The organism is Dokdonia sp. PRO95 (assembly GCF_000355805.1).
In the GTDB taxonomy this organism is placed as follows: Bacteria; Bacteroidota; Bacteroidia; order Flavobacteriales; family Flavobacteriaceae; genus Dokdonia.
This window is the reverse complement of record NZ_CM001837.1, coordinates 2347961-2362149: the sequence shown is the minus strand read 5'-3', so window position 1 is coordinate 2362149 and position 14189 is coordinate 2347961. Positions and strand designations below refer to the sequence as shown.

Sequence of the window (14189 nt, the reverse complement as noted above, 5' to 3'; positions counted from 1 at the left end):
TGACATCTATAAATTATCTAGTTGGTTACTAGTTTTATCATCACTTATGGTCCAGAAAAAGCCTACAAAAAAGAATTGATCTGTTGCTGGTCGTAACGCTCTGCGGTCAAAGTTACCAGCCGGACTAGGAGTATCTGCATATTGATATCCATTTATGTTTCTTAATCCAAGTACATTGTTTACAGAAAAATATAGAACCTTTTGCTGTGATAATAAATAAGCCCAGTTCACACTTAAACTATTAAAAGACTTCGTGTTTGCTTGTAAAAAGCCCACACTATTCTTATCTGTGTAGGTACGTCCAGAACTATGCTGGAAGCTTACGCCCACCTGTGACTTCCAATCTTTAATAAAATACTTACCTACCACTGATAGATTATGAGGACTAGCAAAAGACGGTCTTGCTTGTTCCTCAAAATTGAGGTATTTCCTTTCTGAATCTAGGTAGGAATAGCTCACCCAGTAATCCATATTTTTTATACTCGTGTTATCTCTCCAAAATACATCAACTCCCTGAGCATAGCCATTTCCATCATTTGCAAGCACGCTCTCTGGACTATTAAACATAGTATTAGAGGTAATCAAATTACTATAACTCTTACGGTACGCCTCTGCTCTAAAGATTCGGCCATTATTGCTATACTGGTAATTTGCTATATAATGTGTTGTCTTTTGAGCATCAAGATCAAGACTGAATTTTAAAAAGTCATTAAGCGGATTTTGATAAAAGTCACCATACGCTAAAGAAAACTGACTGTTCTTACCTGTTTTATAGGCTACGCTCGCTCTAGGCGAAAAAGTGACTCTTTCCATATAATCTGTATTACTCGCCCTAGCGCCCAGCTTCAATGCAAAATTGCGAGAGAAGATGATGTCACTTTCTACAAAGGCTGCCGAAATATTACTCTTAAAATCATATGCAGCTACAATATTCTGATCTTCAAAAGAACCACTAAAATTTTCTTTAAAATCTGTTATAAAATGTTCTGCACCAAAGGCGAGTTTAAGTCTGTTTGAAAAACGCTTTTTAAGTTTGACTTTAAGATGTGCGCTATTTTCTTTGTTATCAATATTAGTAGTCGATTGTAGTGACCTATTATTTTGAGCACTTGTATAACTCCCTCCTGTTTGTATACTCCAGGTGTCACTTAACATACCTGTATAATTTGAGTTTACATAAACATTGGTATTTTTTAAGCCTAACGTGAACCCTTCTGGATTATTAATATCCTCTTGCGTTATGTCAAAACTTGTCGTGTCTCCCGCTGCATATAATTTAAACAAGCCATTTTCAGTTCTGTAACGATATACCGCTTCTCCTGAAAAGGTTTGAAAAGGCTTATTAAAATTATTACGATTAGAAAATAATGCCACATAGGGAGCAAGGTTTATATATGATGTACTTACACTAAGCGAACTCTTCTCCCATTTTCTGGTAATTCCTAGTCCGCCGCCTACAGACATGAGAGAGATATCTGTCTTATTTTGATCTGGTTCATCTATAGTATTCAGTAATAAAACGCTTGACAAAGCCTCACCATACTCGGCCGAGTATCCCCCAGTAGAAAATGTAATCCCGTCAAAAAGAAAAGGACTATACCTGCCACGAGTAGGTGTATTATTTGCTGTAGGTGTATATGGAGTAAACACACGTATGCCATCTATAAATATCTGTGTTTCTCCAGCATCTCCTCCCCGTACAAAGAGCCTACCATCCTCTGCAACTGTGGTTGTACCTGGGAGTGTTTGTAATGCACCTACAAAATCTCCTAGCGCACTTGCCGTAGTCACAACATCAAGCGGCTTAAGCACAGATACTTTACTATTATCACTAGCCTCAAATGTCCCTGCCGAAAGTACAACCGTATCTAGTGAGTTTACATCTTCCCTCAAAACAATGTTAAGATTATTAAAGGTTGTGACGTCCATGAATAACTCAAATGGCTCATATGATAAGAAGGTAACTTTAAGCAGTTGGGTTCCCTCTTCGGTCGTGGTAAATGAGAATGATCCATCTGCTGCAGTACTAGTTCCATCATAAGTCGCGTCTAGAAAAATATTTGCTCCTTCTATGGGTATTCCTTTTGAGTCTGTAACTTTTCCTGAGACGACGGTCTGAGCAGCTAGTTGATAGCAAATTAGGTAAACGAGAATATGTAAAAGCGATTTCATAAATAGTTCGGTTGATTGATTGTTGAGCAAATATGAAGCGAACTACGCTTTCGCGAAAGCGTAATACTCCCAACCGTCATTTTTGAGTTCTCAGTTGTAGTTATCCCGATAGAGAGCGTATTTTGTCATTATTGATTACAGCAACTTGAGAAGGCTTTGAAATCAAAAATCATTTATAACGTTTGCGTAACTACCACAATATTTGCTTTTGTCTGAAAAACGAAAAAATTGAAAAAAAAAATTAAATTAAAATTCCTTTTTTAATGAACTATAAACGTGTTTACTAAAGCTATAATCAACAATAATTTGCAATTGATTTTACTTAAACGTAACATATGGGGATGTACTTACACAACTATTATATCTATATTTATCCCGTTAAAAGTTCAAGGATTTAACATGTAAGAAAAAACCTCTGCAATTAGGGAGCAGAGGTTTTTTTCTTTTTAATAATGTACCGATTGATCATCTCAAGGATCAGTTATATAGGGATAGTTGGACGTTACCGGGATTTGACTAAAACTTTTATCAATATTCTGTAACACTTTGTAAGAAATCTCTACTTACCATTAACTAAGCCACCAACCATTGGATAAAACAGTCGAAGAAAATTTTGTAACCCTTCTGGAAGAGAACCAGAATATTGTGCATAAAATATGCCGTTTGTATACCAACAATCGGGATCAACACAATGATCTTTTTCAAGAAATTACGATACAATTATGGCGAGCCTTCCCTAAGTTTAGAGGAGATTCAAAGTTCAGTACGTGGATGTACCGCGTGGGATTAAATACCGCCATCACTCTATATCGTAAATCTAAAAGAACGGTCCAGACTCAAGATTTTGATTCTGTCATGTTTCGTATATCATCAGAAGAATATGATGATACCGTCGAGCAACAATTAAAGTTGATGTATAGCGCAGTAAAAGAGCTTAATGACATAGATAAGGCACTCGTCTTTTTATATCTAGAAGATAAAAACTACAGTGAAATCTCTGAAACCCTAGGTATCACAGAGGTGAATGCAAGAGTGAAGATGAACAGAGTGAAGAAAAAGCTCAAAAAAATATTAAATCCATAAGCTATGGTAGATGAACTAGAAATGCTAAAGAAAGATTGGCAAAAACAGGAAGGATCACTTCCAAAATATACAAAAGAAGAATTATACCCTATGCTACTTAAGAAGTCTTCTTCTGTAGTAAAGTGGATACTTTTTATAAGTATCATTGAATTTGCCTTTTGGATTATACTCAACTTTGTATTAGAACAAAGAGATGCTAATATAGCATTTGTAGAAAAAGCTGGAATAACTACGATAGACAATGTTTTATTAGTTATAAATTATGTCGCCTTAGCCTACTTCGTTGTTTGTTTTTACTTGAATTATAAATCGATTAAAGCAACAGATAATGCAAAAAACTTGATGAAAAACATCTTAAAAGCTAGAGGTACTGTCAAGCTTTATATATGGTTTAATGTAAGCTTCATTTTCATTGGTTCATTATTAATATCTGGCGTAGCATATTATAATAGTCCTGACACTTTTAAAATTGCCAGCCCAGTGGTTCTTTTAATTGTAGTATTATTAATGTTAGGTTTATTTATTGGAGTCCTGCTTTTAATATATAGACTTATATATGGACGCTTGACTAAAAGGCTCAAAGAAAATTACAATCAACTTAAAAAATTGGAACTTTAAATCTAGGGGGTTTGAGTTCTGATTAAGGCAATAGGTCAAGCTGTTGCCTTTTTAGCATATAAAAAGCGAGAGCGACCGTAAAGGTCGCTCTCGCTTTTTTTTCTTCGTAAGTTGAAACATTAATAGTCCCACTTTCTCTTTTTATTAAGCTCTTCTTCTGCTTCTATCTCTTCCATAGGGATTACCTTTAAGAAAGACGGATGTTGCTCGATTGCGTATTCTAATTGCTCTACAATTTTCTCTACAGAGTCGTTTTCGTAGTCTATTACTAGCGGTTCTTTTACTTCAAAAGATTGAAGAATACCGCGTTTTTTAATGCGCAGTCCTTTCTTATCAAAACTCCTTCTAAAACCATCTATCACAATAGGCACGACAATAGGCTTATAGTTCTTAATGATGTGAGCGGTTCCTTTTCTAATAGGTTTCCATGGTTTTGTAGTTCCTTGAGGGAATGTAATTACCCAGCCATCATCTAGAGCAATACCTATATTCTCAGTATCCTTAAGGTTTACTTGGCGATCTATTTCTTTACCTTTTTCTCTCCAAGTACGACTTACTGTAATCGCCCCTGCATATGCAAAAATACGAGGCAGTAAGCCTGTTTTCATCGTTTCTCCAGCAGCCACGTAGTATAGATTAAGTTTTGGATCCCACAGATATCCTATGTTTTTTATAGAATCTGTACGGCCACTTAAACTTGCGTTAAATACGTGAAACATAGAAACCACATCTGCAAAATATGTCTGGTGATTTGAAACAAATAATACGTTCTTATCTGGAAGATTAGTCAGTATTTCTGACCCTTCTATTTGTAATTCATTAAAACCGCGATAACGTCTATGCGTCATTGCACCAGCAATTCTTATGAGCCAGCGTTTTAAGAATAGTATATGTCCAAATGGATTTTTTTTAAATAGCCCCATTGTATCGTTTAAAAATTGGTTGTGTTTGAGTGCGCTTTCGCGAAAGCGTACTTGGTTACAAACAGCCTGTAAAGATACAAAAGGCGTTACAATTTTAAAGAAGTGTTAAGAAGCGATCGTACCTCACTGAGCATCATTGCCGTAGCTCCCCAAACGATATGACCCTGTAATTTATATGCTGGTACCTCCATATCATCCATATACGAGGTAGAGAGATTTTGAGTGGTTATACAGTCGTCAGTGAGAAATTCAGAAAGTGGTACAGGGATTAAAGACTCCACTTCGCTTTCTTGAGCAATAAATGCAGGAGTATGATCTAGATGTCCTATAAATGACTGCACCCAGAAATTACTAGGTGGAATGTAAATATTTGTGAGTTTACGAGTAATTGTAACATGAGATTGCGGGACACCTACCTCCTCTTCGGTCTCTCGCAATGCTGTATGCGCAAGATCCCTATCTGTAAGCTCTACTTTTCCACCAGGAAACCCAACTTGATTAGAATGAACACCTTTATAAGTCTTACGTAAAATGAGAATAAACTCCGTATCTCCATCTGGTGTGGGATAAAATAAACACATCACACCAGCCTGTCTAGGCTTGCGGGTAGAAATCTCTAGTTCTTCTAGTTCTCTCAGGCGTTCATTGGGCGCCATCTCTAGTTGCACATCGCGCCCTGGAAGCGGGAGATTTCCTATTTTTGAAGCTAATTCTAAAAATGATTCAAATTTCATTTATGCGTACGTATCTCTGGATTATTATAGCGCTACTAGCGAGCTCAAGTTGTCAAGATAAGAAATCTGCACCTATTTCTGTAGAGGAAGAAGTGCCAAAAAAAGACACGATAGCACTGCAACAAAAAGTCATAAAAACAGTAGATCCATCACTAGTAATGGGTACTTTAAAAAATCCTACCATAAGTGGACAGGAAATGGTTATTGACTTTCTCACAGCTTATGGGGAAAAGAATCCTGAGACTAAGGTTAAGATTACCACACGTTTTGGAGAAATAGAAGTGGAGCTTTTTACAGATACTCCGCTACACAGAGCAAACTTTATCATGCTCGTAAAAAACGGCTATTTTAATACGACGCAGTTCCACCGAGTGTCGCCTGATTTTGTTGTACAAGGAGGTAACAATGATACGCAAGGCACTGCGCGCAACAGAGCGAGCTTTGGGAGTTACTTGATACCAAATGAAGCAAATCCTACACATACACACACCCGTGGAGCATTTTCATCGGCTAAGTATACCGAGCAAAATGTGAGTAATGCGACTGCTCCCTTTGAGTTTTTTATTGTACAACCTGCACGTGGAGCGCATCACCTTGATGGAGATCACACCGTTTTTGGCCGAGTGACTAAAGGAATGCACGTTGTAGATGAAATCAATAAGCTAAAAGTTGATGGTAGCGAGTGGCCACTAGCCAATGTATATATGAAGATTGCCCTTATTGATTAAGCGTCTTTTCCTTCTTAAAATACCTACTACCCACGTTGCCTGCGTGCTTCAAAAACTAAGATTCCGGCAGCAACTGAGACATTCATAGAGTCTATTTTACCTCGCATAGGTATTTTAATATTTGTACCCACCCTGCGCCATTCTTGAGATAATCCTGTGGCTTCTGTACCTACCACTATTGCGGTAGGCGTTGTATAATCTTGTGCTGCATAGTCTACCGCTTCTTGTAAAATAGCACTGTAAACCGCTATTCCTTTTTCTTGTAAAAACGAAATCACCTCAGCAGTTGACCCTGTTGCTATTTGTGTGGTAAACACACACCCTACACTTGATCGTATGATATTAGGATTGTATAAATCTGTTTTGGGATTTGCAATAATTACTGCATCTACCCCAGCAGCGTCTGCTGTTCTTAATAGTGCGCCTATATTTCCAGGTTTTTCTGGTGCTTCGGCGATTAATAGTAGAGGATTTTCAGGTAGCGCCAACTCATGTAAGGTTTTAGTTTCCGCTTTCGCGAAAGCGATAACACCCTCCGTCCCTGCTCTGTAAGCTACTTTCTGGTATACCTCGGCAGATAAGCTTGTCATCATCGCTGTGTCATTTACCATCCCAGCAACCTCATCTTCTGAAATTACAGCTTCATTAAAATAAACCTCTGTAATCTCGTATCCTCCGGCTATAGCAAGCGCTATCTCCCTCACACCTTCTATAATAAAACCACCCTCCTTCTTACGTGCGCGTGACTTATCTTGAAGTTGTAACAGTCTTTTTACAGCTGGATTCTGGATACTAGAAATATATTTTGACATAGCACAAATGTAGAATATTCTTAAGATTAGAGAAAAACTAGAAGAGAATAGTTCAAGTATCAAAAATGTAAAGTATATTTGACATTATAACAAATTTACTTTACATAAAGTAAAGCTAGGTTGTTTTCACTTAAACGTTATTATTATGAATTTTAAAAAAATAATTGCCTGCGAGCGCAAGAGCCTTGAGAAGCTTAGTAAATTTCAATTACCACATAAATTCAAAAGAATAGGCTGGATTTTGTTTATTGCTTCTTTTCTCTCTCTAATCGCAACAAGTATTATCGTAACAGATTATACCCTAAAGTCTACCATTATAATTATTGTAAAATATACAATGCTCGTTGGTCTTCTTACAGTATCTCTATCTAAAGAACCGATAGAAGATGAGTTTATAAAGAGCATGCGCATGAGATCTTATATGATTGCCTTTATTGTAGGCGTGCTACAAACGCTTGTGATGCCTTTTATAAATCTAGGAGCAGATGCTTTAATAAACGGGGGCTCATCTTTAAAGCCAGTAAATGATTTCTTTGTGTTATGGGTGTTGCTATTCTGTCAGATTTTATTTTTTCATCTATTTAAAAGTGGTGCAGATGACTAATACACTTAAAGTAGAGCGTGCTATCCTCAATCTTACACAAGATGATCTTGCAAAGAAAATAGGTGTCTCGAGGCAAACCATAAATTCGATAGAAAAAAATCGCTACGTACCCTCTACGGTACTAGCACTAAAACTTTCTGAGTTATTTAAAAAGCCAGTAAATGAATTTTTCTCATTATCTGAAAATGATTGACGAGTTTTGTAAGACTATAAATTCCATACGACTACCTTACAAATTCTAACCAATTAATATACTATGAACAAATCTATCCTATTGCTTGCTGGACTTATTGCTTTTGCAAGTTGTAAAAATGAATCAACCGTAAAAACAGAAGAAATTGCTGTGGTGGAGACTCCATCAAGAGTGTACCCAGATCAAATTTCTAAAGTATTTGAAGCTCACGGAGGAATTGACACTTGGAATAACATGAACAATTTATGTTTTACCTTACCTAAAGGAGACATAAATGAAATACACACTGTTGATCTTAAATCGCGTAATACACGTATTGAAACTAAAGATTTTGTACTAGGATTTGACGGTAAAGACTTATGGTTAAAACAAGATACCATCGCTTTTCAACCAGAGAGAGCCCGTTTTTATCATAACTTGATGTTTTATTTTTATGCGATGCCATTTGTACTAAGTGATGAAGGCATCACATACTCAGAGGTTCCTGCGTTAGAAATGGATGGTGTAAGCTACCCTGGGACAAAAATTAGCTACGGCAAAGATGTAGGTGACAGTCCAGATGACAATTATATCTTATATAATGACCCAACTACAAACGAAATGGCATGGCTAGCATATACAGTAACTGCAGGAGGTGATGGACCAAGTGAGCGCTACAGTTTTATTAAGTATGCAAAATGGCAAAATGTAAATGGTCTTAAGTTACCTAGCGAACTACAATGGTACAAGGTAGTAGATGGCAAGCCTACAGAAATGAGAAATGCTATGAATTTTACAAATCCTACAGCAACTGCGACTAAACTAGATATTGCTACTTTTTCAAAGCCTGAAGGTGGAGTACTTGTAGAGTAGATAATCATCTTACACAAAATATAAACAAACGCCATTCTAAATGAATGGCGTTTTATTTTTACCACAACTTACTGATTATCAAAACCAAAAACCCTAATCTATTACTATCAGCATACTGCATCTTAGTGCTATTTAGTCATATTTCTGATTAAAATCTATTAGATTTACTTTACAAACAAAATGCATAATGTTAGTTAGCTAGTTATCTATATATGAAATACTACAGCCTTAATAAGCAAGCGCAAACGGTCACTTTTGATGATGCAGTAATACGAGGAATTGCTCCAGATAAAGGACTTTACTTTCCTGAAAATATCCCAGTGCTTCCTGCTACCTTTTGGGAGCAGCTTGAGCAATTATCCAAAGAAGAAATCGCTGTCGAAGTGATGAAACCTTTTGTGGGCGATAGTATGGACGAAGCTACACTTAAAGAAATAGTAACAGATGTTCTTTCTTTTGATTTCCCGTTAGTTCCTATAGAAGATAATGCGGCAACACTAGAGCTTTTTCATGGGCCTACCATGGCTTTTAAAGATGTAGGAGCTCGCTTTATGGCGCGCTGTCTGGGTCACTTCTTAAAAGAACGTAATCAACAAGAAGAAGTTACCGTATTAGTGGCTACCAGTGGTGACACGGGTGGAGCCGTAGCTAGAGGCTTCTACAAAGTACCAGGGATAAAAGTGGTAATCCTCTACCCTTCTGGCAAAGTATCTGATGTGCAAGAGCGACAGCTCACCACATTAGGAGAAAATATCACCGCACTTGAAGTTGACGGTACTTTTGATGATTGCCAAGCGATGGTCAAGAAGGCTTTTTTAGACAAAGAAATTACAAGTACAAAACAACTCACCTCTGCAAATAGTATTAATGTCGCACGATGGCTACCACAGTCCTTGTATTATTTATTTGCTTATAAAGAATTAAAGAAGCAAGGAAAAGCAGATTCTCTCGTGTTTTCTGTTCCTAGTGGGAACTTTGGTAATATATGTGCTGGTATGGTAGCTCATATGATGGGAATGCCGGTGCACCAATTTGTAGCTGCGGTAAATAGTAATACAACCATCCCTAGGTTTATGCAAAGCGGAGTCTACACCCCTACGACAACGGTTGCGACGATAAGTAATGCAATGGATGTGAGTGACCCTAGTAACTTCATAAGAGTACTACAGCTATTTGAAAACGACAGGCAATTACTATCTCAAAAGTTTTCGTCATACTCCTATTGTGATAATGCCACACGCGGTGCGATGCTCGATTTGCATGAAAATCATAATTATATAGCAGACCCTCACGGAGCCGTTGGTTACTTAGGACTCAAGGCCTATTTGCAAGACAAACCAGACGCTTACGGAGTATTTTTAGAAACTGCCCATCCTGTTAAGTTTTTACCAGCAGTCACACCCGTAGTGGGTAACATTGATCTCCCCGAACAGATCAAGGAGTTGATGGATAAAACGATGGATACCGTTCCTGTGAAGAATTATGACGAGTTAAAGACGTATTTGTTGGCATAGTTCGCTTTCGCGAAAATGTTCTCAAATTCACATCTCGTAGCGTAAAAAACCTAATTTCAACTAAGCTAGGCTTTATCTTTAAGTCTAATTAACATGAGGAATCAATAGTTCTGTCACCTATGGGTAGGTATATAAACACCACACAAGATGATGAACGAATTAGATGATTAGTTCCAGTCTACAATGGCTGCTGTATTGCCAGAGAGTACACGTATGTATTTTGTGCCTTTTACGATCTCTGCATGTTTCAGGGCAAGACGCTTAATTTTATAGGTATATCTTGTATCTAGAAGATTACCTTGCTCGTCGTAGTATTCAAGTCGGTTGAAACGTTTTGTAGCATTAGATCTAAACACTGTACGCTTTTTTCCAAATCGTTTCTTTAAAATTTCATCAAATGATTCTAGGTTCTTAATTCCATAATTAATCACCCAGATATCACTTACCTCATCTTCCTGACCGCTAGGGTTGTCTGATTCGGTATAGCTCATGCCAGATATGATTACCTCATTATTCTCTTTTTGCAATGCGCTAGTAAGATATTCTCTACCAGAGCCTCCTAATTCTAATTGCCATTTTACAATACCTACCTTATTGATTTTAATAATAGAAAAGTCTTCTGTGACACCTCCATTCTGAGCGGTACGGTATTGATCTTTTGCTATAATTGCCTTGGTACCTCCTAGCAAAACATCTCCATTATCAAGCTCTTGTAGCGAAGTAAGCTTATCATCTGTAAAATTCCCAAAACTACGTTGCCATACTATATTACCATGACTATCTATCTTAACAACCCACCAGTCTGTTCCTCCTAGATTTTTTGTTGTTTTTGTTCCTCCTATTCCAGACTCAGAGATACCGCCCAGTATAAAACCTCCGTCTTGAGTAGCAATGGTCTTTACAATCTGATCGTCTTTTGAACCACCTATTGTAGTAGACCACTCTAAATTTCCTGTCTTACCATAACTTGCTACATAAAAATCTTTATCGCCTAGGGTAGTTGTATTTTCTGCAGTTGCCTTGGTCGCATAGCCTGCGGCAAGCGTACTTCCAGCTTCAGAGATGGTAACACTACGTAGTTTGCGCTCCGTACCAGCAAGCTTATTTTTATTCCAGTTCATCTGTAAAGCTGGATCAAGATGCAGTCTCCACAGGTCATCTTGAGATGCTGTGATTTCAACCTCTGTAACTTCTTGTTCTAAAAATGTAGGATCACTGTAGCTATCTTCTAGTGTAGTATAACTTGATCTACTTGAACGCACCATTCTAGATTTAATCTTTTGTGGTGGTTCTGGATTTTGAGAAATAGTAAATTCGTCTGTATTTGTAGATGCAGTACTATCTGCATTTATTACTGTAGATTTAATGAGTCTTGCCTCCTCTGGTGACTGAAATATTCTTTTGAGTACTGCTTTATTTCTTGAAGCTACAAGTCGTTCCCAATCTACAACGCCTTCTCCATCTAGTTTGACAACCCATACATCTGTCTCTGCAGTTGCATACTGGTCTAGTGTAGTTTTTTTATTAGTATGCCCACCTATAATATATCCTCCATCTGTGGTTAATTGAGCCTCCGTGGTTCTATCTACTGGATAAGTATCTAGCCTTTTCTCCCATATAACCCCTTCTTGTGACCACACAAGAGCAGGCAATAAAACAAATAAAAAAAGAACGGTTACATTTCTCATAATCATTACTGTAGCATAACCGTCAAATTTAATTATTAAATAAATAACAGATGATGCCATAAAAGGTTATTACCCATATTACCACAGACATCGTTTATTGCGGTATTACATCGATAATTTACTTTTTATTTACCGCGCAAACTGCGACCTTTTCATACATTTGTGTAACCAAAAGAACTATAATAAAGATGAAAAATACAGCCTTAACTCAAGTACATGAATCATTAGGTGCAAAAATGGTCCCATTTGCTGGTTATAATATGCCAGTTTCTTATGAAGGTGTTAATGTAGAGCACGACACTGTGAGAAATGGTGTTGGTGTATTTGATGTTTCACATATGGGTGAATTTCTTGTATCTGGAGAAAATGCACTATCATTATTACAATGGGTATGTTCTAACGATGTTTCAAAAATAAAAGTTGGTGGTGCGCAGTATAACTGTTTTCCTAATGATACAGGAGGAATTGTGGATGATCTTATTGTATACCGTATAAAGGAAGATCAATATATGCTTGTGGTAAATGCTAGTAATATAGATAAAGACTGGGCATGGCTAGAATCTCAAAATACTTTAAAGAGTTTTAATGCAGAGCTACGTAATATCTCTGAGGGTCACTCCCTTCTTGCAATTCAAGGACCTAAAGCTATTGAAGCCATGCAGTCACTTACAGATGTTGATCTTGCAAGCATTAAGTTTTATACGTTTGAGGTGGCCCCTTTTGCGGGTATTGAAAATGTTATTATTAGTGCTACAGGATATACTGGTAGTGGTGGTTTTGAGATTTACTGTAAAAATGAAGATGCTGCACAACTCTGGGAAAATGTTTTTAAAGCTGGTGCAAACTGGGGAATCAAACCTATTGGTCTCGCTGCTCGTGATACACTACGTTTAGAAATGGGATATTGTCTTTATGGTAATGATATAGATGACAGCACTTCTCCGCTTGAAGCAGGTTTAGGCTGGGTAACAAAATTTACTAAGGATTTTGTAAACAGTGAGCATTTAAAAGCTCAAAAAGAACAAGGACCTAAGCAAAAACTCATAGGTTTTGAACTTACAGAAAGAGGAATTCCTCGTCAAGGATATGATATTGTAGATGCAGATAGTAACAAGATTGGTCACGTAACATCTGGAACTATGGGTCCTTCTGTAAATAAAGGAATAGGTATGGGGTATGTAGATACCGCTTTCGCGAAAGCGGACTCAAAAATTTTCATACAAATACGTAAGAATCTAGTACCTGCCACCGTTGTAAAGACACCTTTTTATAAAGGATAACAAACCAAAAAGCTACTCCCGAATTCTAAAGGACTATCTTTTAGAATTCGGGAGTTTTTTATTTAAAAAAATCTAATTATCGCATTTAAAAAATCAAAAGATAAAGTTTTAATACTAGGCGCTAGTGGCTTTCTAGGAGGTGCTTTATACAAGGAATTGTATAGGTACTACAACACCTATGGTACCTATCACTCTGGAAAGATATACAGTGATAACCAACACTATTTACGGTTTGACCTTGTAGAAGATGATGTGTACGAAGTGCTACTCAAGATAAAACCATCTGTAATTATAGCGGCACTTAGAGGTCCTTTTGGAGACCAGCTAGAGGCACATGAATCTATGATTGCTTATGCTCAAGAATCTGGCTGTCGTATTGTATTTATCTCTAGTGCAAACGTTTTTGATGCTTTTACAAATTATCCTAGTTATGAGAATGACAAAACACTCTCAGAAAGCATCTATGGTAAATTAAAAATTAGAATTGAGACGCTCTTAATGCGGCACCTACCAGAGTCGCAATATGCAATTGTGAGACTGCCTATGGTTTTTGGCGTGGGTTCACCTAGAGTTGAGGAGCTCAAAAACCAATTATTACTAGGCGATGCCATTGAAGTTTTTCCGCATCTGGTGATGAATACTACTACGCACACTAAACTCTGCCAGCAGGTGCATTATATTATTAATAGGAAACTCTCTGGTATTTTTCACTTAGGAAGCACAGATCTTATACATCATAAAGAGTTTATCCATGAGTTAGTAATTATGCTAGACCTCAACAGGAAACCTATGTATAAAAATGTATTTACTAGTAACTCAGATCGCTACCTTGCGGTCTTACCTAGAGATAATAAACTACCTAAACACTTACAAGTAACTAATGAAGGTGTCGTAGCTGGAAGCAAAAAATATAACGCAGAGTTTTAAGAAACATCTTTCTTAATTTACAAATCACAGTTGTACCTTTATAAAACACCCTAATTTATAG

Annotated in this window: 14 protein-coding genes; 9 read left to right on the top strand and 5 right to left on the bottom strand. The window is 37.1% G+C overall.

Annotated elements, in window-relative coordinates:
- Positions 1-6: 6 nt before the first annotated feature.
- Complete coding sequence (locus D017_RS10725; RefSeq protein WP_035336477.1) at positions 7-2172, bottom strand: TonB-dependent receptor; 2166 nt, start codon at positions 2170-2172, stop codon at positions 7-9.
- 588 nt (positions 2173-2760) lie between these two features.
- Here D017_RS10725 and D017_RS10720 point away from each other — a divergent pair.
- Positions 2761-3255, top strand: coding sequence for a sigma-70 family RNA polymerase sigma factor (locus tag D017_RS10720; RefSeq protein WP_035336476.1), 495 nt, complete (start codon positions 2761-2763; stop codon positions 3253-3255).
- Positions 3256-3258: 3 nt separating this feature from the next.
- Complete coding sequence (locus D017_RS10715) at positions 3259-3873, top strand: hypothetical protein (protein WP_035336474.1); 615 nt, start codon at positions 3259-3261, stop codon at positions 3871-3873.
- A 119-nt stretch (positions 3874-3992) separates the two neighbouring features.
- Here the strand turns inward: D017_RS10715 and D017_RS10710 are convergent, their stop codons facing one another.
- Both D017_RS10710 and D017_RS10705 read right to left on the bottom strand, forming a co-directional pair.
- Positions 3993-4796, bottom strand: a complete 804-nt coding sequence (locus D017_RS10710; RefSeq protein WP_035336471.1) for a lysophospholipid acyltransferase family protein — start codon at positions 4794-4796, stop codon at positions 3993-3995.
- A gap of 86 nt (positions 4797-4882) precedes the next feature.
- Positions 4883-5530, bottom strand: coding sequence for a CoA pyrophosphatase (locus tag D017_RS10705; RefSeq protein WP_035336470.1), 648 nt, complete (start codon positions 5528-5530; stop codon positions 4883-4885).
- 2 nt (positions 5531-5532) lie between these two features.
- Between D017_RS10705 and D017_RS10700 the strand changes: the two genes are divergently transcribed.
- A complete protein-coding gene (locus D017_RS10700) occupies positions 5533-6258 on the top strand; it encodes a peptidylprolyl isomerase (RefSeq protein ID WP_035336468.1) in 726 nt (241 codons plus the stop codon).
- Between the two features lie 26 nt (positions 6259-6284).
- Here the strand turns inward: D017_RS10700 and D017_RS10695 are convergent, their stop codons facing one another.
- On the bottom strand, positions 6285-7070 hold the full coding sequence (locus D017_RS10695) for a TrmH family RNA methyltransferase (protein ID WP_035336466.1): 786 nt from the start codon (positions 7068-7070) through the stop codon (positions 6285-6287).
- Positions 7071-7215: 145 nt separating this feature from the next.
- On the opposite strand from D017_RS10695, the gene D017_RS10690 reads away from it, so the two are divergent.
- From D017_RS10690 to thrC, 4 genes are all read left to right on the top strand, one after another.
- Positions 7216-7674 (top strand): hypothetical protein, encoded by a 459-nt coding sequence (locus D017_RS10690; protein WP_035336464.1) that lies wholly within the window; start codon positions 7216-7218, stop codon positions 7672-7674.
- A complete protein-coding gene (locus D017_RS10685; protein ID WP_035336463.1) occupies positions 7667-7867 on the top strand; it encodes a helix-turn-helix transcriptional regulator in 201 nt (66 codons plus the stop codon). Before D017_RS10690 ends, D017_RS10685 begins: the two co-directional genes overlap by 8 nt.
- Before the next feature lie 63 nt (positions 7868-7930).
- A complete protein-coding gene (locus tag D017_RS10680) occupies positions 7931-8719 on the top strand; it encodes a DUF6503 family protein (protein WP_035336462.1) in 789 nt (262 codons plus the stop codon).
- Positions 8720-8931: 212 nt separating this feature from the next.
- Entirely contained in the window at positions 8932-10233 is a 1302-nt protein-coding gene (thrC, locus tag D017_RS10675) for a threonine synthase (RefSeq protein ID WP_035336459.1), read from the top strand.
- Between the two features lie 167 nt (positions 10234-10400).
- On the opposite strand, the gene D017_RS10670 is transcribed toward thrC, so the two are convergent.
- Positions 10401-11981, bottom strand: coding sequence for a hypothetical protein (locus D017_RS10670; RefSeq protein WP_035336458.1), 1581 nt, complete (start codon positions 11979-11981; stop codon positions 10401-10403).
- Positions 11982-12109: 128 nt separating this feature from the next.
- Here D017_RS10670 and gcvT point away from each other — a divergent pair, with 128 nt between their 5' ends.
- On the top strand, positions 12110-13201 hold the full coding sequence (gene gcvT / locus D017_RS10665; RefSeq protein WP_035336457.1) for a glycine cleavage system aminomethyltransferase GcvT: 1092 nt from the start codon (positions 12110-12112) through the stop codon (positions 13199-13201).
- 111 nt (positions 13202-13312) lie between these two features.
- A complete protein-coding gene (locus D017_RS10660; RefSeq protein WP_035336455.1) occupies positions 13313-14128 on the top strand; it encodes a sugar nucleotide-binding protein in 816 nt (271 codons plus the stop codon).
- Positions 14129-14189 lie beyond the last annotated feature (61 nt).